Raw genomic sequence first — 21737 nt, forward strand, 5'->3', positions numbered from 1 at the left:
AATCAGGAGGAATAAATTACATGCGAGTCGATACGGATGACTTTGCCCGACCTTGTGGGTGCGGGAAGAATCACCATGTAGAAGTAAAGGAAATTTTAATTGAAGAAGGAGCAGTAGAAAAGCTTGAAGAGGCAATGTCGGACGGCTTTCTTAAGAAATATATATCACCGCTTCTTATCTGTGATACTAATACATGCAAGGTGACAGAGGATATCATGGAGGATATTTATGACCGCTGTCAGGTGCTTGTACTGGACGCTGAGGAGCTCCATGCGGATCAGCATGCGATCAAGATCGTGGAGAATAATATGGAAGAAGATATTGACCTGATCCTGGCAGTAGGAACAGGAACGATCCATGATATCAGCCGGTATATGGCTTTTCAGTACAAAATTCCCTTTATTTCTGTTCCAACGGCAGCAAGTGTGGATGGATTCACATCTACAGTTGCGGCAATGACCTGGAATGGACTCAAAAAGACAGTACAGTCGGTACCGCCTGTTGCTGTTTATGCTGATTCAAATATTTTTGCAGAGGCACCTAAGCGTCTGACTTCATCAGGCGTATCGGATCTTCTGGGAAAATATATCTGTCTTCTGGACTGGAAGATCGCCCATATGCTGACAGACGAATATATATGTGATGAAATCATTAAATTAGAGGAAAAAGCAATGAGGACGGTGCGCTCCTGTCTGGCAGATATTTCAGAAGGAGATAAAGAAAGCTGTGAGAAGCTGATGTATGCTCTGATCTTATCCGGTCTGGCAACCCAGATGGCCGGCAATTCCAGACCTGCTTCCTGTGCGGAACATCAGCTTTCTCATTTGTGGGAACTGGAAGTGCTCAATGGCCCTCTGGATGCACTTCACGGAGAAATGGTTTCTGTGGGAACGATGATCGTTCTCCGGGAATATAAACGCGTTGCAAGAGCAATCCGGGAGGGAAGATGCAGTGTCCGCACACAATGGGAAGATGACACGGAACTTCTTGAGAAGACTTTTGGAAGCAGAGGCTTTTTTGAGGGAATTGTTGAGGAAAATACACCGGAACCTCTTTTGAAGATCAGTCCGGCAAGGCTGGAGGCTTGTCTGGATGAAATTGCCGGTCTTATAGAGGAGCTTCCGGAGGAAGAAGAACTTGCTCGCATGATGGACAGAGCGGGATGTAAACGGAGTGTGTATGAAATCGGTCTGTCGGAGGAAATTATACCTCAGAGTCTGAAATTGGCTCCTTATGTAAGGCGGAGACTCAGTTTCTTAAGAATCTTACGGATGCTCAGAATAGAAGGAGAATGATCATGAGAGTTGGAATGGGATATGATGTACATAAGCTGACAGAAAACAGAGACCTGATCCTTGGAGGAGTCAAAATCCCCTGGGAAAAGGGACTTCTTGGACATTCTGACGCAGATGTACTGCTTCATGCAGTGATGGATGCCCTGCTTGGAGCAGCAGCACTTGGAGATATCGGGAAACATTTTCCGGATACAGATCCGAAATATAAGGGGATTTCCAGTGTGAAGCTTCTGATCCATGTTGCTGAACTTCTGAAAGAACATGGATATGAAATCGGAAATATTGATGCAACGATCATTGCACAGAAACCAAAGATGGCACCGCATATTCCGCAGATGCGTAAAAATATGGCCGATGCGCTTGGAATCCTGGAATCAAAGATCAATATTAAGGCAACCACAGAAGAAGGACTTGGATTTACCGGAACAGGAGAGGGAATCTCTTCTCAGGCAATCTGCCTTCTCACGGATATACAGGATGCCCCTGTCACTAAATAATACTGGAGGAAAGAAACATGAGACTTTTTAATACAATGTCACGTAAAAAAGAAGAATTTGTACCGCTGGAAGAGGGAAAGGTGCGCATGTATGTGTGCGGACCTACGGTATATAATCTGATCCATATCGGAAATGCAAGACCGATGATCATTTTTGACACTGTTCGCCGTTATCTGGAATACAAAGGCTATGATGTCAATTATGTTTCAAATTTTACAGATGTAGATGACAAGATCATCAAGAAAGCAAATGAAGAAGGAGTAAGTCCGGAAGAGATTTCACAGCGTTATATTGCAGAGTGTAAGAAAGATATGGCAGGCATGAATGTGAAGCCAGCTACCACACATCCTCTTGCAACACAGGAAATCGATGGAATGATCGATATGATCCAGACCCTGATTGACAAAGGCTATGCATATCCTGTCGCTGATGGGACTGTATATTTCCGTGTAAAGAAATTCAAAGAATACGGCAAACTTTCTCATAAGAATCTTGATGATCTGCAGTCAGGTTTCCGTTCTCTGCAGGTATCCGGTGAGGATCAGAAGGAAGATCCGCTGGATTTTGTACTCTGGAAACCCAAAAAAGAAGGAGAGCCATACTGGAAATCTCCGTGGTGTGACGGAAGACCGGGCTGGCATATTGAATGCTCTGTCATGTCAAAGAAATATCTTGGTGAGGAGATTGATATCCATGCAGGTGGAGAGGATCTTGTATTTCCACATCACGAGAATGAAATTGCACAGAGTGAATGCTGCAATGGAGTTCCTTTTGCAAAATACTGGATGCACAATGCATTTCTGAACATTGATAACCGTAAAATGTCAAAATCTCTTGGAAATTTCCGCACAGTTCGAGAAATTGGTGAGAAATATGATCTGCAGGTTCTCCGCTTTTTCATGCTGAACGCGCATTACAGAAGCCCGCTCAACTTCAGTGCAGATTTGATGGAAGCTTCAAGAAATGCTCTGGAGAGAATCACAGAGGCAGCAGCAAGACTTCGTGACCGCAAGGCAGCAGCTGCTGCTCAGGAAGCAGCAGAAGAAGAAAGAAAGCTGATGAAGGAAGAGGAAGCCTTTGTAACCAAGTTTGAAGAAGCTATGGATGATGATTTTAATACAGCAGACGCACTGGCAGCAGTATTTGAACTTGTTAAATTTGCAAATACTAATGTGCAGGAGGGAAGTTCAGCAGAATTTGCAGCCTATACTCTGGAAGTGATGACCAAACTCTGCGATGTTCTCGGACTGACTCTTGAGAAAAAAGAAGAAATTCTTGATGAAGAAATTGAAAATCTGATCGCTGAACGTCAGAATGCAAGAAAAGCAAAAGATTTTGCCAGAGCAGATGAAATCCGAGGACTGCTTCTTGAAAAAGGTATCGAACTGAAGGATACTCGTGAGGGTGTAAAATGGAAACGAATCTGATGCAGCTTGAAGAACAGTTTCATTTAAAACAGCAGGATCTGCGGAGCTATTCTCCGCTGACCCTGGCATATATCGGTGATGGGATTTATGAACTGATCATTCGCACGATTCTTGTCAAGAAGGGCAATTGCCCGGTTAATCAGCTTCACAAAAAGGCAAGTGCACTGGTAAAGGCCGCTTCACAGTCAGCGATCATGGAAGTGATCGAGGAGAAACTGACCCAGGAAGAACATGATATTTACCGCAGAGGCCGTAATGCACATTCACCCACCATGGCAAAGCATGCCACTATGGCAGATTACCGAAGGGCAACAGGGTTTGAGGCGTTGATGGGATATTTATATTTAAAAGAAGATTACACACGGATGATCGAACTGATCCGTATGGGAATCGGAGAGGACAGATTATGAGTGAACAGATTGAAGGACGCAATGCGGTTCTGGAAGCTTTTCGTTCAGGAAAGTGCGTAGATAAACTTTTTATCCTGGATGGTTGTCAGGATGGACCGGTACGCACGATCGCGAGAGAAGCACGCAAAAAAGACACGATCATTAATTATGTATCGAAGGAAAGACTGGATCAGCTCAGCGAAACTAGAGCACACCAGGGAGTGATAGCCCAGGTTGCTGCATATGAGTACAGCACAGTGGAGGATATTCTTGCAAAGGCAGAAGAAAAGGGCGAACCGCCATTCCTGATTCTTCTGGACAATGTGGAAGACCCTCATAATCTTGGGGCGATCATCCGTACTGCAAATCTGGCGGGAGCACATGGTGTTATCATCCCGAAGAGAAGAGCTGTCGGCCTGACATCCACAGTTGCCAAAACATCAGCAGGGGCAATTAATTATACTCCGGTTGCCAAAGTAACGAATCTGGTACGTACTATGGAGGAACTCAAAGAAAAAGGAATCTGGTTTGTCTGTGCCGATATGGGCGGAGAAAGTATGTACCGTATGAATCTGACAGGACCGATCGGACTTGTGATCGGAAATGAGGGAGAGGGAGTCAGTCGTCTGGTGAAGGAAGCATGTGATTTTACTGCATCGATTCCGATGAAGGGGGATATCGATTCCCTGAATGCGTCTGTTGCAGCTGGCGTTCTTGCCTATGAGATCGTAAGACAGCGTCTTGCATCAGAAAGCAAATAAGAAATGGAGTTTCTTTATGTGCCGGTATGCGAAATGCACAGATGAAGAATTGATTGCCAGACTCAGGTCCGGTGAGGCAGAAATATCAGATTATCTGATGGAAAAATATAAAGGATTTGTTCGCAAGAAAGCAAGAACCATGTTTTTGATCGGTGGAGAGACGGATGATCTGATACAGGAGGGAATGATCGGACTTTTCAAGGCTGTCCAGAGTTATCAGCCAGATAAGGAAGCGTCATTTCAGACTTTTGCGGGGATGTGCATTGACAGACAGCTTTATAGTGCTGTTCAGAATTCAAACAGACAGAAGCATAAACCGTTGAATTCTTATATTTCGCTTAGCGAGGAGCAGGAATCGAACGAACTGGAGGCCTCATGGTGGGAAAATCCCGAAAACATTATCATTGATCAGGAAAGTGTCAAGAATCTTGAACAGGAAATCCGCAGGGTACTAAGTCCGATGGAAAATCGCGTTTTGGAATATTATCTGAAGGGCTATGGTTATGTCCGGATTGCAGAAATGATGGGAAAAACACCGAAATCCATTGACAATGCATTGCAGAGGATACGAGGCAAGATTCGAAATTTTTCACTTTCCTTTTGGGATAAACAATAGTATAATTATTCTAATCTTTATGACAAAGAACAAACTGTGAACGGAGCGAACCGTAACAACAAACTGGCTGAAAGCCAGAGAAATGAAAGGAGCAGAGTATTATGGCAAAATTAAACAAATATTGGGGATTTGTTGCAGTTGGAGCAGCTGCGGCCGTAGCAGCAGGAGCAGTGGCAGCACTGGTTTTGAAGAAAAAACCGCTCGATGATTTCGAAGACGATTTTGATGATGATTTCGAAGATGACTGCGAAGAAGAGAAAGAGCAGGAAGAAGACAAGAAAGAAACCAGTGAATCATTTAAAGCCTGGGAAGAAAACGAAGAGGCGGTTGACGAATCTGTCGAGAAAGAAGCGGAAGAAGCAGAGGCAGAGAAAGCAGTCGAAGATGAAATAAAAGAAGAGGTTCAGGAAACTGAGGAAACAGAAGAAACAACAGAAGAAGCAGAAACTCCTGAGACAGAAGCGTAATCGATAAATATGATAAAAAATACCCTGCTGGATTACCGGCAGGGTATTTTTGAGATTCAGGCTTTTGGAAGTCTGAATGAACTTTTGAGAGATACGATACGGTTAAATACCGGTTCGCCTTCCTTAGAATCATGAATATCAGCACAGAAGAAACCGTTTCTTACAAACTGGAAGCTGTCATATCCTTTTGCTTCCATAAGTGCTGGTTCTACATAAGCAGTTACGGTGGTCAGGGAGTTTGGATTTACATTCAGAGAACCATCTTCCTTGTTGTAAACACCCTTTTCTTCATCTACGATATTTTCATAGAGACGAACAGTTGCCTTTCCTGCATTGGAGGCTTCTACCCAGTGGATAGTTCCCTTGACTTTACGTCCGTCCGGAGCGTTTCCTCCTTTGGTTTCCGGATCGTAGGTGCAGTGTACAACACGTACAGTGCCGTCATCGTCTGCCTCGAATCCTGTACAGGTAACGAAATAAGCGTTCATCAGACGAACCTCAGCACCTACAAAAAGCCTCTTATATTTACGCGGCGGATCGATCATGAAGTCATCACGCTCAATGTATAATTCTCTGCTGAATGGAATCTTACGAGTTCCAAGAGCCTCATTTTCCATATTGTTTGGAGCTTCCAGGTATTCTACCTGTCCTTCTGGATAGTTGTCGATCACAAGCTTGATCGGATCAAGAACTGCCATCATACGAGGACGTTTCAGCTTAAGATCCTCACGGATACAGTACTCCAGCATAGCGTAATCAACAGAACTGTTGGCTTTGGAAACACCGCAGAGATCAACAAACATCTTGATGGATTCCGGAGTAAAACCTCTTCTTCGAAGAGCAGCGATGGAAACAAGACGAGGATCATCCCAGCCGTCAACAATACCATCCTCGACAAGTTTTTTGATGTAACGCTTTCCGGTAACAACGTTTGTGAGGTATAATTTTGCAAATTCAATCTGTTTTGGTGGCTGAGGATATTCCAGCTCTCTTACAACCCAGTCATAAAGCGGTCTGTGGTCTTCGAATTCCAGTGTACAGATAGAATGTGTGATGCCCTCGATAGCATCCTCGATCGGGTGGGCAAAATCATACATTGGATAGATGCACCAGGTATCACCGGTTCTGTGATGTGTCATATGGGCAACTCGATAAATAACCGGGTCACGCATATTCATGTTAGGAGATGCCATATCGATTTTGGCACGGAGGACTTTTTCTCCGTCCTGATATTTGCCGTCTTTCATTTCTTCAAAAAGCTGAAGGTTCTCTTCGACGCTGCGGCTGCGGTATGGGCTTTCCTTGCCTGGTTCAGTAAGAGTACCACGGTATTCACGAATCTGATCAGCAGTCAGGTCACAGACATAAGCCTTACCTTTCTTGATCAGTTTGATGGCAGCTTCATACATCTGTGGAAAATAATCAGATGCGAAGAAAAGTCTGTCCTCCCAGTCGGCACCAAGCCATTTGATGTCAGCTTTGATAGATTCTACAAATTCGCTTTTTTCCTTGGTAGGGTTGGTGTCGTCGAAACGCATATTAAATTTGCCGTTGTATTCTTTAGCAAGTCCATAGTTCAAAAGAATGGATTTAGCATGTCCGATATGGAGGTACCCGTTAGGTTCCGGTGGGAAACGGGTGTGTACGGTATCATATACACCTTCGGCCAGATCTTTGTCAATGATGTTCTCAATAAAATTTTTGGAAACAGTTTCGTTCTCCATCTCTGTCCCTCCTGAGTAATTCAATGTTTTCCAGACTTTCGGCTTGATTACTTTTGATTACTCTAACAGTTAAAAAATCAAGAAAATACAAGGCTTTTATCGAAAATCTGGTTTTGATTACTTTGCATTATATCACAGTATAAATGCAAAGTGTATAGAAAGTTAAATAACTTTTATATTGTATAACATAATTCGAAATAAAACAAGGAGGAAATCCTGCATACATGGCAAATAACAGGATGAAGCAAATGAAAAAATGCTATTACACAATACAGACATAGGCACATAGATTATCAATAGAATTATCTTGTGTCTTAATAATCAATTCCGTCAAACAGTTCGTCAAAGGTTATCTTGATATTAGGAAAATGAACGATTCGCAGTTCGTCCTTGTTGGTTTCTGTGATAGTCTTCCACAGATAATATTTCGGAATGTCATTTTCGTAGTCCAGTTCATAGATTTCTACGGTTTTGGTTCGCCAATCAACAATCCAGTATTCTTCTACTTCCTGTTGCCTGTATAATTCCATTTTTTCTGTACGATCGTATTTTTCGGTAGATGGAGATAAAACTTCCATGACAAAACGTGGAGTATCAAAAAAAGAATTCCCCTTTCGCTGATGGATTCTGCAATTAATTGTTGCGTCTGGAATCAGCTTTTTTTCTTCATTATCAACAGTCCATTTATACTGGACGTTATCTCCGTATACCCTGCATACACTGTCTTTCAACTGAGGATAAACAGTTGCAACAAAGTTTGTAATTACTGTGGAATGCTCAATATAAGCACCTGCCATATCTGTAATCTTCAAATTCCAATCCATATTATACACTCCTTTCAAGAGTTAAGTCGTTCAATGCTGTTACCAGTATTATATCTGATTAAGCCAGAACAATCAACAAATTAACTTGCCAGTCAATATTTGCTCCAGTTGTAGGGATTCCACCGTGAAGAGCTGATTTTCAGATGCAGAAACAAAAAAAGTAACCAAACACATGGTCTGATTACTTTTTGATACCAGAATCTCCGAAAACCCTGTAAAATAGGCAAAAAAATAAAGCTGATGACGGGAATCGAACCCGTGACCTCCGCCTTACCAAGGCGACGCTCTACCGACTGAGCCACATCAGCAATTGCTTCATAAAGCGGTTAACTGCCGCTCACAGTTGATAATATTAGCAGAAGTAGAGATTGTTGTCAACACTTTATTTTGACTTTTTTTAATCTTTTTTGGAAAAGAGTTTTTGCTATTTTGATAGTTGCCAGTTTGGTGGGGAGAGGGTATACTGAAACAGAAGAAAATGATATATAAGGAAGACATATACATGAAGAAAATCATACTTGCTTCGGCATCACCAAGGAGAAGAGAACTTCTGGCAAATGTCGGTGTGATCTTTCAGGTATGCCCTGGAAACAGCGAAGAGAGGATCACAAAGGAAATACCGGAAGAAATCGTAGAGGAATTGTCATTACAGAAGGCAATGGCAGTTGCGTCAAAATTTGATATGGAAGATGGAACGATTATTCTGGGTGCAGATACGATAGTGTCTTTTGATGGAAAAATTCTTGGAAAACCCAGGAATGAAGAAGAAGCAGTCAATACACTGATGATGCTCCAGGGAAATACACATCAGGTCTACACTGGTGTGACCGTCATGGAACAGAGGGAGAATTTGTCCTGGAAGACGCTCACTTTTGCAGAATGCACAGATGTTTCTTTTTATCCTGTATCTGAAGAGGAAATTCGGGCATATGTGGCTACAGGGGAGCCGATGGACAAGGCCGGAAGTTATGGGATCCAGGGAGCATTTGGCGCATATGTAAGAGGCATCAGAGGTGACTATACAAATGTGGTAGGACTTCCGGTAGGAAGACTGTTTTACGAAGCAAAAGAACATGGAATAGAATTACGAGGATAGAATCATGATAAAGGCATGTATTTTTGATCTGGACGGAACTCTTGCCAATACACTGGACTCTATGGCATATGTTGCAAATGAGATCCTGAGAGATATGGGACTTAAAGAACAGCCGACAGAAAACTTTAAATATTACAGTGGCGAAGGGGCGGATATGCTTGTGCGCCGATGTCTCAGAGACGCCGGAGACCCTGGGTTTACTCGTTTTGAAGAATGCAGAGAACTTTACAGAAAGAAGTTTGATGAAGATCCCTTATATAAAGTGGTTCCGTATGAAGGAATTATGGAACTTCTGCATGCATTGAGAGCGGCAGGTGTGAAACTGGCAGTGTGTACCAATAAACCGCATATAGCAGCGGTTAAAGTCATTGACAAAATGTTTACAGGATGCTTTGATCTGGTGATCGGACAGAGTGACGCGATCCGCAGGAAACCGGCTCCGGATGGCCCTCTTAAAGCAGCCGCAGAATTTGATGCTTTACCGGAAGAATGTATGTATATTGGAGATACAAAAACGGATATGGAGACAGGTACAGCGGCTGGCATGCATACGATAGGTGCATTATGGGGATTCAGGGACAGGGAAGAACTTGAAAGCAGCGGTGCTGAGATTGTGGCAGAGAAACCTAAGGATTTACTAAAGATATACGAGGAACTAAATTATGACAAAACTGGTTGCAAGTGATCTGGATGGGACACTGCTTCTGAATGGAGCACAGAGCCTTCCAGAGGAACTTTTTCCTTTAATAAAGAAATTAAAAGAACTTGGCATTTTATTTGTGGCAGCAAGTGGAAGACAGTATGCAAATATGAAGCGTTTGTTTGAACCTGTGGCAGATGAGATGGCTTTTATCAGCGAAAACGGAGGCTTGGCTGTCCAGAATGAGAAGGTGCTCTACCAGGATAGTTTTCCACCGGCACTGGTAAAAGAACTTGTAGAAGCAATCTATGACAGAAAGGGAGCGGAATTCACCTGCTCCACGAAAGACTTCTATTATATCCGTCCAAAGACAGCGCATTACAGAGATTTAATGCTGAATGTGGTCAAAAACAACTGCAGAGATATCGAGAGCTTTGATGAGATCAAAGAGCCATGCATGAAAGTGGCCGTATATGAAAGAGGAGGAATTCAGGAAGAGTCTATCCGTTACTGGCGAGAACGCTTTGGAGATAAGTGTACAGTAGTGACATCGGGATTTGCCTGGGTAGATTTTGTTCCGTTTGAGACGAACAAAGCAAGAGGTCTTAAGGAGTATCAGAAGCGTTTTGGCATAAAACCAGAAGAGTGTGTTGTATTCGGTGATGAATATAATGATATAGCAATGCTGGAATCGGTACCGTACAGCTTTGCCATGGCTCATGCGAAGCCAGGTGTCAAGAGGGCGGCTGCCTATCAGACAGAACGAGTAGAACTGATCCTGGAGAAACTGATCCGGGCAGGAGGAAATATAGAGGAGGTATTGAGAGAATGTATACAAAAGAAAGCATAGAAACATTTCTGCAAAATCAGGGACGGCTTTTTGATGAAGAAGTCGCAGCTTCTTATGAAGAGGCAGAGGAATTTCTGGAAGATTGTATGGCAATGGAATTAAAAACATTAAAGGAAGTTCGTGCGTATTTTGATGAGTCAGGGGCGGATATAAGCGGAATGACAGACGAGGAACTGGAAGATGCAAGTGAGGTGTTTAGGCTTCCTTCAGGTGGATATCTTGTAGTAGAAGGATAGAATGAAACTCTGAGACAGTTCCATGAAGAATAAAGAACAGACAAGAAAAAGAACTCCATTCATTTGGCGAAAGAAAGCCTTAAAGAATGGAGTTCTTTTGTGCTTTATGTAAAATAGAGATTACATGATATTGTTGTATCATGCTATAATGACGATACAGGAAGAGAAAAACACAGTAATATTGCGTGCGTGGCATGAGTGAGTTATGATGAAAAATATAATCCAAAAGGAGGAAGATTATGAGCAGAAGGAGATTTCTTGCGATTATTATGTCTGTGTTTATGATATTATCGCTGCTTCCGGCGACAGTATTTGCAGAGACATCCAAGGCACTGGACGGACAGTTAAAAATCCAGGGTCTGGCAGCAGCAGGAACCGTACTGAGTGCTGATTTGAAGGGGATAAAAACAGAGGGAGTAACAGAGGACAGTGTCAGTTATGAATGGTTCCGTAAGACACCAGAGGATGAGAAAAAAGAACAGCAGGGTGAAAAACCGGAACTGAAACAGCTTGGTAAAGAAAAGACATATACAATAGTAAAAGACGATGTGGATTCAAAGATTGTTCTTACAATTACCGGACTGGAAGACAAGGGATTCAGTGGCAGCCTGACGGCAACTACGGCAACTGTCACAGAAACGGTAGAAGCGGCAGAACAGAATCAGACGAAGACAGAATTGAATACTGAGGATATGGGGGAGAATGAGTCCCAGGATGCAAACGCATCCGAGGAAACATCAGAAGAAACACTGGAAATCCCTGAAGCAAAGGAAGAGGATGAAGCGGGATCCGAATCTGTGGATGGAATTCCGGCAGCAACGGAAGATACAGAGACATCACAGCCGGAACAGTATGAACAAAATACAGAAGAAGAGCCGAGTTTAAATGAATATCAGGAGGAACTTTATCCAGAGGAAGGCAACGAAAGTTCAGAAGAAGCAGAGAATGTAGAAAATACAGAAGATACAGAAAATGCGGCAGATAATGAACAGACTTCCGGTGATGCAGGAAGTTCTTCTGTGGATGGAATCCCGGCAGCAACGGAAGATGGAACCTATGGAGAGGGAGATACCATTCCGGAAGATACAGACGAGAAAGCCTATCAGGCAGAAGCAGAAGTCGGAGATGGAAGCAGTGATGTTCTGAACTTTGGAAATGTTGTTCCGGGGCAGGAGGATGAGCTGGCACAGTATATTACGATCAAGAACACAGGAACAGAAACACTGAATTTTGTGGGAATCAGTCCGGAACATTTTGCAGTACAGGATATTACAGAACCATTGGAGGCCGGACAGAGTGTGCAGGTATGGATTGCACCGAGAGTAGGAACACAGCCTGGTACTTACGATGATACAATCACCTATCAGACAGAGGAGGGAGCAGAAGCTTCTTTTAAAGCACAGATGACCATCACAGAAGAGGCACCGGAAGATACACCGACGCCGGAACCGACACAGATACCGGAAGACACACCGACGCCGGAACCAACACAGGTACCGGAAGACACACCGACGCCGGAACCAACACAAGTACCGGAAGACACACCGACGCCGGAACCGACACAAGTACCGGAAGATACACCGACGCCGGAACCAACACAGGTGCCCCTGGAGAGTAAGGTTCGTTCTGATATGGCTGAAGCGGATTTTGGAAGCGTGGTAGAGGGTTATACAGAGGCACCGCAGGCAAAGACCGCAACGTTGACGAATGAAGGTAATGCAGATGCAGTTCTGTCAGATGTTTTTAGTGATCAGGGAGAAATTCGATATTTTGATGTTTCCTTATCATCGCAGCAGATATCTGCAAATGGCGGTACAGCTGCATTCTCAGTACGTCCGAAGAATAACCTGTCAGCAGGTACTTATACAGAGTCGTTTACAATCACAGATACCACTTCCGGACAGAATATTGTGCTCACAGCATCTGTCACGGTTGATACAGCAAAGCACAGTCTTGGAATTTCAACAGATACACTTGATTTTGCAAGTGCCAAAAAGGGGTACAGCGGAATTGGCGGACAGCAGGTCACAGTGACGAATAATGGCAATGTGACGGAAACGCTCATTCAGCCGACTGCAAAATATTTTACAGTAACAGCCTCTTCTGCACTGACTATCCAGCCAGGGGAAACAGCAGTATTTACAGTAATACCAATATCCGGCCTTGATGTGAACAGTTATCAGGAAACGATAAAAATTTCTTCAGAGGCGACAGAAACTGCTTTCGATGCATATTTTCAGGTACTTAAAGGAACAGTTTCTCTTACAAAGATCCAGAATCCATCAGATATCAGTGGAATTGCAAACGGTACAGCAAAAGACGCACAGAAATTGCAGCTGCCTTCCGTTGTAGTAATTGAAACCACTGGAGGAAAGGCAAAGGCGAAGGTTGCCTGGGATGTTCAGAACTGTTCCTATAAGGTTTCTGATACAGCAGCACAGAGTTTTACAGTGAAAGGAGCAGTGACACTTCCGGATGGAGTGGACAATGATAATAAGGTGGAACTGGCGGCTTATGTCAAAGTCAATGTAGAAGCCTATACACCTAAGAAAGCTTCAGCAGATGACAACAAGATCACAGGAATTGAGCATAATGGCGTTTATACAACACAGTCCAAAATATCTTTTACAGCAGTGGGAGCAGGAATGGATAACAGCTCACCTAAGAAGGGGGATATCCGTTATATTCCGCTGAACTGGACTGTTATTAATACAAATACATGGGACGAAGCACCGTATACCGCCTGCTTTGGATTAGCCAAAAGCGGAGATTATAGATTGAAGGTTGTTTTTCAGCAGCAGCAGTATAATGGAGAAAGCTGGAAAAACACGGATGCACAGGATGCCAAACAGGTGGCATTCAGTATTACCAAAGCAAAGGTTACTGCACCGGGAACAAATGTAACGCCGACTGCAAATCAGAAAAAATCAGTGCGAACAAATGATGCTACAGTGATTCTGCCCTTTGTCATTGTATTACTCATTGCAGTTGGAGCAATCTGCGGTATAATCTATTATAAAAAGAAAAAGAAATAAGAAACGATATAAATACTGATTTGTTAGCACTCATTTTAAATGAGTGCTAATTTTTTCTTGACTTTTATAAAAAATGGTATTAGTATATATAAAAATGAAATCAAAAGAAACAAAGGAGCGTGTTTTTTATGGCAGCAAAACATGGAAATTTGTCAATCAACAGTGAAAATATTTTTCCTATAATAAAAAAGTGGCTGTATTCAGACCATGATATTTTTGTAAGAGAACTGGTGTCCAACGGATGCGACGCGATCACCAAACTTAAGAAGCTGGAAGTAATGGGAGAGTATACATTCCCGGATGATTATAAACCAGCAGTACAGGTAGTGGTGGATCCAGATGCCAAAACCCTGAAATTCATTGATAATGGTATCGGTATGACAGGTGATGAAGTGGAGGAATATATCACACAGATCGCTTTTTCCGGTGCAACAGAGTTTCTTGAGAAATATAAGGACAAAACTACAGATGATCAGATGATCGGACACTTTGGACTGGGATTCTATTCTGCATTTATGGTTGCAGATGAAGTGCATATTGATACACTTTCTTACAAGGATGGAGCAACAGCTGTACACTGGACCTGTGATGGCGGAACAGAGTACGATATGCAGGATGGTGACAGAACAGTACCAGGAACAGAAATTACTTTATTCCTGAATGAAGAAAGCCTGGAGTTCTGTAATGAATATCGTATGCGCGAAGTGATTGAGAAATACTGTTCTTTCATGCCGGTAAATATTTATCTCTCCAAGGCAAATGCAGAACAGGAATATGAGACGATCGATGAATCAGAACTTCGTGATGATGATGTGGTTGTAGAGCATATTCATGAAGAAGCCAAAACCGAAGAGAAAGAAAATGAAAACGGTGAGAAGGAAGTTGTAGAAGTTTCTCCTGCAAAGGATAAGGTTAAGATCAATAAGCGTCCGGTATCTTTAAGCGATCCTAATCCATTGTGGATGAGACATCCGAATGAATGCACAGATGAGGATTACAAGGAATTCTATCGTAAAGTATTTATGGATTACAAGGAGCCTCTGTTCTGGATTCATCTGAATATGGATTATCCATTTAATCTGAAAGGTATCCTGTACTTCCCGAAGATCAACACAGAGTATGACTCTATTGAGGGAACCATCAAGCTGTATAACAATCAGGTATTTATTGCGGATAACATCAAGGAGGTAATTCCGGAATTCCTGCTCCTTCTTAAAGGTGTGATCGATTGCCCGGATCTTCCACTGAACGTATCCAGAAGTGCTCTGCAGAATGATGGATTTGTCCAGAAAATTTCAGAGTATATTTCCAAAAAAGTTGCCGACAAGCTGACAGGTATGTGCAAGACTGACCGGGAATCCTATGAGAAATACTGGGATGACATCAGTCCGTTTATCAAATTCGGCTGCATCAAAGATGGTAAGTTTGCAGAAAAACTGCATGACTATATTCTGTTCAAGGACCTCGACAATAAATATATGACTCTGAAAGACTGTATTGAACAGAATAAAAAAGAAGAGCCAGAAGAAACTGCCGAAGCAAAAGATACAGAGAAAACTGATGAGGATAAAGAACCGGAAAAAACCACTATTTTCTATGTGACAGATCCTGTGCAGCAGAGCCAGTATATCAATATGTTTAAGGAGGCAGGAAAGAATGCTGTGATCCTGTCACACAATATTGATACTGCATTTATCTCACATCTTGAGCAGAAAGATCAGACCATTCAGTTTAAGAGAATTGATGCTGATCTTACAGAAGAACTCAAAGGTGACGGAGCAGCAGATGAAGAGACTGCCAAGACCCTGACAGAACTGTTTCGTAAGAGCCTGAACAAGGATAAACTGGAAGTTAAGGTGGAGAACCTTAAGAATGAATCCGTAGCAGCAATGATGACACTTTCTGAGGAAAGCCGTCGTATGCAGGATATGATGAAAATGTATAATATGTATGGAATGGATCCATCTATGTTTGGTGGACAGGAAACACTCGTACTGAATGCAAATCATCCTCTGGTGCAGTTCCTTGGCAAGAATCAGGAATCTGAGCATGCAGCAGTGATCTGTGAACAGCTGTATGATCTGGCTATGCTCAGTCATAAACAGCTTTCACCGGATGAAATGACAAAATTTGTTAAGAGAAGCAATGAGATTCTGATGATGATCGCAAAATAAGAGCGTCACGGAGATTAAGTGAGGATATTTACAGGATTCCCGGATATGGAAAATAATAAAATCCATATTCGGGAATCTTTTTGCTTTATATGATTGACAAATGGTGTAAAAATTTTTATTCTATTTCTGTGTGGTGATATTGTTTTGTCGAAAAATCGAGATATTTTTCCGGAAATGTATTCTTTTATCGAGGAAGGACTATTTTGCTAGGAAAACAGAAAAGAAGCAAAATATGTCGTATAATATTGAAAATGAAAAGCGGAGGGAAAAGGTATGAGAAACGTATATCGATTGATACGGCAATTAGGTGTAACTTCCAAATATAAGGGATACTATTATGTCGCGGAAGCTGTAAGGATGTTTATGGAGATTCAGGATCATCCCATTAAAATTACAAAAGACATATATCCATCTCTGGCAAAACAGTTCAAGTCGACCTCAGTAAATGTAGAACATGATATCAGAACGGTAATCAATGTCTGTTGGGAATCAAATAAAGAAGCCATGGATGAGATTGCGGGTTATCCGCTGCGATATAAGCCGACAAACAGCGAATTTATTGATATGATGGCATACTATCTGGCCCAGATCGAAATAGAAACGACAGACTCTGACAGGATGCCCTATTTAGATTACAGTATGGTAAAATCAATCTGATGATACCTGAAAAAATCTAATACAGCGTTATCCCATGTGGTTTCAGATGTTTTATCAAGGGTAAAGACCTGAGAAAAAATGCCGGTTGTGCAAAGAAGTTCATTATTTTTGAACTGAATATTTAAAAACAGATCTGATAGTTCGCTGTCGGAAAAAGAAAAAATATTATTTGCAGGCAGGATATTTATCTGAGACGGAGAAAGGCGCATGATAAATTTAAACTGAAGAGGAGGAAGCTTCCCGCGGATAATGGAGTAGCAGTATGCTTTTACATCACCCCAGGAAGAATAGATGATCTTGTCCGCGGATAATTGCTGTTCAGTATCTGTATCAAAAAAATCCATATGCAGTTTTCCGTCTATATGAAACTGATTAAAGGTTGTAATAGATGCCTCGACAAGTGAAAAAACATGAAAGGCATCTCCGATCAGTAACTTGTGCATAAAAGTTTTGGTGGTGTTGATTTTGAGTGCAAGCATTTAAAATCTCCTTCATATTTGCTGTTTCTTCTATTATAGAACAGAACCGAAAAAAAGAATATAGTTTTTACAAAAACTCTTTTCAAACAATGGTCTATATGTTAATATAGATGTGGTATTCGAAACTACATATTACGGGAAAGAGGACGATATAATTGAGTTATAAGATTATTATAGATAGTTGCGGTGAATTGTTAGACGAATGGAAGAAAGACGAACATTTTGAATCAGTAGCGCTTACTTTGAACGTGGGTGGAGAGAGTATTATAGATGATGAGACTTTTGATCAGGCTGATTTTCTGAAGAAGGTGGCTGCTTCTCCGGAGTGCCCGAAATCAGCATGCCCCTCTCCGGAACGATATATGAAGGCGTTTGACTGTGACGCAGATCATATTTATGCAGTAACGCTTTCGGCAGAACTTAGTGGATCTTATAACAGTGCTGTGCTGGGAAGAAATCTTCTCGAGGAAGAAAAGCCGGGCAGAAAGATCCATATTTTTAATTCGAAATCGGCATCTATAGGGCAGACATTGATTGGAATGAAAATCCAGGAATGCGAGGAAGCGGGATATTCCTTTGAGAAAGTAATCGAAACGGTTGATGAATATATTGCCGGACAGCATACGTTTTTTGTTCTTGATAATCTGGAGACTCTTCGTAAGAACGGACGCCTGAGTAAAGTGAAGGCTCTTGTTGCAAGTGCATTAAAGATTAAACCGGTTATGGGGTCTACAGATGAGGGGAATATCTGCCAGCTGGATCAGGCACGTGGCATTAACAAAGCACTGGTAAAAATGGCAGGACAGATTGCAGAGAAGACACAGAACAGTGAAGAGAAAGTACTTGCAATTTCACATTGCAACTGTCATGAGAGAGCAATACTTCTGAAGAATGCACTTCAGGAAAAAATGCCGTTTAAGAATATTGTGGTTCTTGACACTGCCGGAGTGAGCAGTATGTATGCAAACGACGGTGGCGTGATCGTTGCGGTATAGGCCAGAAAGGTACTTCACTTTTGTACTTCTCTGTGATATAATGCAAGAAGTATGAGCTTATATGCAGCAAAGGAGATTCGCAGATGAGTCAGAAAAAAGTAGACAGTTATAAAGCTGGCAAGAATAATCGCAGCAGAACAGCCAAAAAGGAAAAACTGATCGACAGATTAGAGATTCTTGCGTGGGTAATGATTTGTGTTGCCATGGTTGCATGGATCGGATATTCCGCCTATGCAAAAGTAACTGCAAAGGAAGCTTCTATCGTGAAGGAAACCGTTGTAGATACCAGTGCGATTGATAATTATGTATCCGGGCTTTCTGCCGATACACAATAAGCTAAGCTAAATAAGTGAGAATAATAAAAACCCCCGGCTGTTTCAGCCAGGGGTTTTTATTTAATGGTTTATGAAACCTGAAGTATCGGATGTTAATTATAATTTTGTAACGTTAGCAGCCTGCATTCCGCGAGCGCCTTCTGTTAAATCATAAGTTACTGCCTGTCCTTCGTCTAAGGATTTGAATCCTTCGCCATTGATTGCGGAGAAGTGTACGAATACGTCAGCTCCATCCTCTCCTGTGATGAAACCATAGCCTTTTTCTGCGTTGAACCATTTTACAGTTCCCTTGTTCATGATGTTACCTCCATAAAAAATAAAAAGTTAAAAGCCCATCTGACGACAAAAATCACCAGATTTTACAGACTATATTAATAATATATAATCTCTAAAAACTAGTGATTTTACATTAAGAATCTATCGGTCTATGCCATGAATTATATATCCCGTGGATAAAATTGTCAAGGTTATTTAAAAAAGACTTTATTAAATCAAATATTTCGTGTATGATGTTATTGATAATGTAATTGTGCAGAGAGAAATAATTACAAAAAAATTTTAGCAGGAGGCCGTTATGATTAACAAACTTATTGAGAAAATCCGTAAAACAAATGCACCGATCGTTGTAGGACTGGATCCTATGCTGAACTATATTCCGAAGCATATCCAGGAAAAGGCATTTGCGGAGTTTGGAGAGACACTGGAAGGTGCAGCAGAGGCAATCTGGCAGTTCAACAAGGGCATCGTTGATGCAACTTATGATCTGATCCCGGCAGTGAAACCACAGATCGCCATGTATGAACAGTTTGGGATTCCAGGACTTCAGGCATACAAAAAGACCATAGATTACTGTAAATCCAAAGACCTTGTAGTAATGGGCGATATTAAGAGAGGCGATATCGGTTCTACATCAGCAGCATATGCAGTCGGACATCTTGGACATGTTCAGGTGGGTTCCAAGAAGTATGCCGCATTTGATGAGGATTTTGCAACAGTCAATCCATATTTTGGAATTGATGGCGTAAAACCTTTCATCGATGTCTGCAAGGAAGAAAATAAAGGACTTTTTATCCTTGTAAAAACATCCAATCCTTCCAGTGGTGAATTCCAGGATCGTATGATCGAGGGCAGACCGCTTTATGAGTGGGTAGGCGAGAAGGTTGCACAGTGGGGCGAAGATCACATGGGCAAGGAATACAGCTATATTGGAGCAGTTGTCGGAGCTACTTATCCGGAAATGGGCAAAGTTCTTCGTGAACTGATGCCGAAAACCTTTATCCTGGTACCGGGATATGGTGCACAGGGTGGTAAAGGTGCAGATCTTGTTCATTTCTTCAATGAAGACGGACTTGGTGCAATCGTAAACTCTTCCAGAGGTATTATTGCAGCATACAAGCAGGAAGCATATGCATCATTCGGTGAACTGAACTATGCGGATGCATCACGTAAAGCAGTAGAAGCAATGATCGAGGATATCAGCGGTGCACTTAATAACCGCTAAGATGATTTTGGAGGGAAACAGATGAGCACAAAGACAAAAGAAAGTCTCAGGATCGTGAGCCAGGAGGAGATTGGTAAGGGAATCTTCAGTATGTGGCTTCAGGCTGATCGTATGGCAGAAGCTGCCAGACCGGGACAGTTTTTATCTTTATATACAAGAAACGGAAGCAAACTGCTTCCGCGTCCGATCAGCATCTGTGAGATAGACAGAGAAAATGGAAGAATCCGCCTTGTATATCGAGTTACAGGCAAAAATACAGGAACAGAAGAATTTTCCAGACTTCATCCGGGAATTACCGTTGAGGCAATGGGACCTCTTGGAAATGGTTTCCCGCTTGAAGAAGCCGAAGGAAAGAAGGTATTTCTGATCGGTGGCGGAATTGGTATTCCGCCGATGCTTCAGACTGCCAAAGAGCTTAAGGCAGAGAAAACAGCGGTTCTCGGATACAGAGATGAGCTTTTCCTGAATGAAGAATTTGCAGAGTATGCAGATGTTTATGTTGCAACAGAAGATGGAAGTGCAGGAACGAAGGGAAATGTTCTGAATGCGATCAAAGAGAAATCACTGGAGGCAGATGTGATCTTTGCCTGCGGTCCGACCCCGATGCTCCGTGCACTTAAGGAATATGCGGCAGAAAAAAATATTACCTGCTGGATTTCTATGGAGGAGCGTATGGCGTGCGGCGTTGGTGCCTGTCTTGCCTGTGTCTGCAAATCAAAAGAAATCGATGCACACTCCCAGGTGCACAATAAACGTGTCTGCAAAGACGGACCGGTATTCTTGAGTACGGAGGTAGAGTTATGATAAAAACAGGTGTGACTCTTGCCGGAGTTGAATTAAAAAATCCTGTTATGACAGCTTCCGGAACTTTTGGCTCCGGAGCAGAGTACAGTGAATTTGTAGATCTGAATCGTCTCGGTGCAGTGGTAACTAAGGGCGTGGCCAATGTGCCATGGTCGGGAAATCCGACACCGCGTGTGACAGAGACCGCGAGCGGTATGCTCAATGCAATCGGACTTCAGAATCCGGGGATTGATCTCTTTTGCAAGAGAGATATTCCGTTCCTGAAACAATATGATACCAAAATCGTTGTTAATGTCTGCGGAAAGAGTACAGAGGATTACTGTGAGGTTGTAGAGCGGCTGGCAGATGAGCCGGTAGATCTTCTTGAAATCAATGTTTCCTGCCCGAATGTGAAGGAAGGTGGAATTGCCTTTGGACAGAATCCTAAGGCACTGGAAGCAATCACAAAAGAAGTTAAGAAATATGCAAAACAGCCGATTATCATGAAACTCAGTCCGAATGTAACAGATATCACAGAGATGGCGAGAGCAGCAGAGGCTGGTGGAGCAGATATTCTGTCCCTGATCAATACTCTGACAGGAATGAAGATTGATATTTACAGAAGAGCGTTTGCTCTGGCAAATAAGACCGGAGGAATGTCAGGACCGGCAGTGAAGCCGGTGGCAGTCCGCATGGTTTATCAGGTTGCACAGGCAGTTTCCCTTCCAATCATTGGAATGGGAGGAATCGCAACTGCAGAGGATGCACTGGAATTTATCATGGCAGGTGCGACAGCAGTATCTGTAGGAACAGCGAATTTCTTTAATCCGTATGCAACCGTGGAGATTGCAGAGGGAATTGAGAACTTTATGAGAGAACAGCATGTGGAAGATATCCATGAGCTGATCGGAGCAGTAAAATAAAAGCATGAAATGTTAGAACCACAAAATGGCAGG

General features: G+C 42.4%; 23 protein-coding genes and 1 tRNA gene. 19 read left to right on the top strand and 5 right to left on the bottom strand.

All coding sequences use genetic code 11. The annotated features are described in order from the left end of the window. Positions 1 to 20 precede the first annotated feature (20 nt). The 7 genes from GT674_RS11245 (at position 21) to GT674_RS11275 (ending at position 5452) form a co-directional block, all read left to right on the top strand. Positions 21 to 1295, top strand: a complete 1275-nt coding sequence (locus tag GT674_RS11245; RefSeq protein ID WP_161285778.1) for a sn-glycerol-1-phosphate dehydrogenase — start codon at positions 21 to 23, stop codon at positions 1293 to 1295. 2 nt (positions 1296 to 1297) lie between these two features. After that, positions 1298 to 1792: a 2-C-methyl-D-erythritol 2,4-cyclodiphosphate synthase gene (ispF, locus tag GT674_RS11250; RefSeq protein ID WP_161285779.1), complete on the top strand. Its 495-nt coding sequence runs from the start codon at positions 1298 to 1300 to the stop codon at positions 1790 to 1792. Between the two features lie 17 nt (positions 1793 to 1809). After that, positions 1810 to 3219, top strand: coding sequence for a cysteine--tRNA ligase (gene cysS / locus GT674_RS11255; RefSeq protein ID WP_161285780.1), 1410 nt, complete (start codon positions 1810 to 1812; stop codon positions 3217 to 3219). Beyond that, complete coding sequence (locus tag GT674_RS11260; protein WP_161285781.1) at positions 3204 to 3629, top strand: Mini-ribonuclease 3; 426 nt, start codon at positions 3204 to 3206, stop codon at positions 3627 to 3629. Before cysS ends, GT674_RS11260 begins: the two co-directional genes overlap by 16 nt. After that, positions 3626 to 4369, top strand: a complete 744-nt coding sequence (gene rlmB / locus GT674_RS11265) for a 23S rRNA (guanosine(2251)-2'-O)-methyltransferase RlmB (RefSeq protein ID WP_161285782.1) — start codon at positions 3626 to 3628, stop codon at positions 4367 to 4369. Before GT674_RS11260 ends, rlmB begins: the two co-directional genes overlap by 4 nt. Positions 4370 to 4385: 16 nt before the next feature. Continuing rightward, a complete protein-coding gene (locus tag GT674_RS11270; protein WP_161285783.1) occupies positions 4386 to 4985 on the top strand; it encodes a sigma-70 family RNA polymerase sigma factor in 600 nt (199 codons plus the stop codon). Positions 4986 to 5086: 101 nt separating this feature from the next. Further along, the gene (locus GT674_RS11275; RefSeq protein WP_161285784.1) at positions 5087 to 5452 is read left to right on the top strand and encodes a hypothetical protein; all 366 of its coding nucleotides are present in this window, start codon (positions 5087 to 5089) and stop codon (positions 5450 to 5452) included. A gap of 56 nt (positions 5453 to 5508) precedes the next feature. Here GT674_RS11275 and GT674_RS11280 read toward each other — a convergent pair whose 3' ends face one another. From GT674_RS11280 to GT674_RS11290, 3 genes are all read right to left on the bottom strand, one after another. Next, on the bottom strand, positions 5509 to 7176 hold the full coding sequence (locus GT674_RS11280) for a glutamine--tRNA ligase/YqeY domain fusion protein (protein WP_161285785.1): 1668 nt from the start codon (positions 7174 to 7176) through the stop codon (positions 5509 to 5511). Positions 7177 to 7490: 314 nt separating this feature from the next. Next, the gene (locus GT674_RS11285; protein ID WP_161285786.1) at positions 7491 to 8000 is read right to left on the bottom strand and encodes a Uma2 family endonuclease; all 510 of its coding nucleotides are present in this window, start codon (positions 7998 to 8000) and stop codon (positions 7491 to 7493) included. Between the two features lie 235 nt (positions 8001 to 8235). After that, a tRNA-Thr gene (locus GT674_RS11290) sits at positions 8236 to 8308 on the bottom strand. A 194-nt stretch (positions 8309 to 8502) separates the two neighbouring features. Here GT674_RS11290 and GT674_RS11295 point away from each other — a divergent pair. The 7 genes from GT674_RS11295 (at position 8503) to GT674_RS11330 (ending at position 16688) form a co-directional block, all read left to right on the top strand. Then, complete coding sequence (locus GT674_RS11295) at positions 8503 to 9096, top strand: Maf family protein (RefSeq protein WP_161285787.1); 594 nt, start codon at positions 8503 to 8505, stop codon at positions 9094 to 9096. Positions 9097 to 9100: 4 nt separating this feature from the next. Further along, positions 9101 to 9781 carry an HAD family hydrolase gene (locus GT674_RS11300; RefSeq protein WP_161285788.1) on the top strand — a complete coding sequence of 227 codons (681 nt, stop codon included), beginning with the start codon at positions 9101 to 9103 and terminating at the stop codon, positions 9779 to 9781. Beyond that, the gene (locus GT674_RS11305; protein WP_161285789.1) at positions 9759 to 10586 is read left to right on the top strand and encodes an HAD family hydrolase; all 828 of its coding nucleotides are present in this window, start codon (positions 9759 to 9761) and stop codon (positions 10584 to 10586) included. Before GT674_RS11300 ends, GT674_RS11305 begins: the two co-directional genes overlap by 23 nt. Then, complete coding sequence (locus tag GT674_RS11310) at positions 10565 to 10822, top strand: glyoxalase (protein ID WP_161285790.1); 258 nt, start codon at positions 10565 to 10567, stop codon at positions 10820 to 10822. Before GT674_RS11305 ends, GT674_RS11310 begins: the two co-directional genes overlap by 22 nt. Positions 10823 to 11061: 239 nt before the next feature. Continuing rightward, the gene (locus tag GT674_RS17425; protein ID WP_243149110.1) at positions 11062 to 13857 is read left to right on the top strand and encodes a hypothetical protein; all 2796 of its coding nucleotides are present in this window, start codon (positions 11062 to 11064) and stop codon (positions 13855 to 13857) included. Positions 13858 to 13985: 128 nt separating this feature from the next. Continuing rightward, positions 13986 to 16031, top strand: coding sequence for a molecular chaperone HtpG (htpG, locus tag GT674_RS11325; RefSeq protein WP_161285791.1), 2046 nt, complete (start codon positions 13986 to 13988; stop codon positions 16029 to 16031). A gap of 273 nt (positions 16032 to 16304) precedes the next feature. Further along, positions 16305 to 16688 (top strand): sporulation initiation factor Spo0A C-terminal domain-containing protein, encoded by a 384-nt coding sequence (locus GT674_RS11330; RefSeq protein WP_161285792.1) that lies wholly within the window; start codon positions 16305 to 16307, stop codon positions 16686 to 16688. Here GT674_RS11330 and GT674_RS11335 read toward each other — a convergent pair. Next, complete coding sequence (locus tag GT674_RS11335; protein ID WP_161285793.1) at positions 16664 to 17167, bottom strand: DUF5721 family protein; 504 nt, start codon at positions 17165 to 17167, stop codon at positions 16664 to 16666. The genes GT674_RS11330 and GT674_RS11335 overlap by 25 nt on opposite strands. 155 nt (positions 17168 to 17322) lie before the next feature. Between GT674_RS11335 and GT674_RS11340 the strand changes: the two genes are divergently transcribed. Beyond that, positions 17323 to 18162, top strand: a complete 840-nt coding sequence (locus GT674_RS11340) for a DegV family protein (protein ID WP_161285794.1) — start codon at positions 17323 to 17325, stop codon at positions 18160 to 18162. Positions 18163 to 18245: 83 nt separating this feature from the next. Next, the gene (locus GT674_RS11345) at positions 18246 to 18497 is read left to right on the top strand and encodes a hypothetical protein (RefSeq protein ID WP_161285795.1); all 252 of its coding nucleotides are present in this window, start codon (positions 18246 to 18248) and stop codon (positions 18495 to 18497) included. Positions 18498 to 18593: 96 nt separating this feature from the next. Here the strand turns inward: GT674_RS11345 and GT674_RS11350 are convergent, their stop codons facing one another. Continuing rightward, the gene (locus GT674_RS11350; protein ID WP_005425201.1) at positions 18594 to 18794 is read right to left on the bottom strand and encodes a cold-shock protein; all 201 of its coding nucleotides are present in this window, start codon (positions 18792 to 18794) and stop codon (positions 18594 to 18596) included. A gap of 277 nt (positions 18795 to 19071) precedes the next feature. Here GT674_RS11350 and pyrF point away from each other — a divergent pair, with 277 nt between their 5' ends. Genes pyrF through GT674_RS11365 form a run of 3 tightly spaced genes read left to right on the top strand, consistent with a single transcriptional unit; the run spans position 19072 to position 21704 of the window. Further along, positions 19072 to 19998 carry an orotidine-5'-phosphate decarboxylase gene (gene pyrF, locus GT674_RS11355; RefSeq protein ID WP_161285796.1) on the top strand — a complete coding sequence of 309 codons (927 nt, stop codon included), beginning with the start codon at positions 19072 to 19074 and terminating at the stop codon, positions 19996 to 19998. 21 nt (positions 19999 to 20019) lie between these two features. Then, on the top strand, positions 20020 to 20802 hold the full coding sequence (locus tag GT674_RS11360) for a dihydroorotate dehydrogenase electron transfer subunit (protein ID WP_161285797.1): 783 nt from the start codon (positions 20020 to 20022) through the stop codon (positions 20800 to 20802). Beyond that, the gene (locus GT674_RS11365; RefSeq protein WP_161285798.1) at positions 20799 to 21704 is read left to right on the top strand and encodes a dihydroorotate dehydrogenase; all 906 of its coding nucleotides are present in this window, start codon (positions 20799 to 20801) and stop codon (positions 21702 to 21704) included. The genes GT674_RS11360 and GT674_RS11365 overlap by 4 nt, the downstream gene beginning before the upstream one ends. Positions 21705 to 21737 lie beyond the last annotated feature (33 nt).

It is taken from the genome of Blautia sp. BIOML-A1, assembly GCF_009883055.1.
Taxonomy (GTDB): domain Bacteria; phylum Bacillota; class Clostridia; order Lachnospirales; family Lachnospiraceae; genus Blautia_A.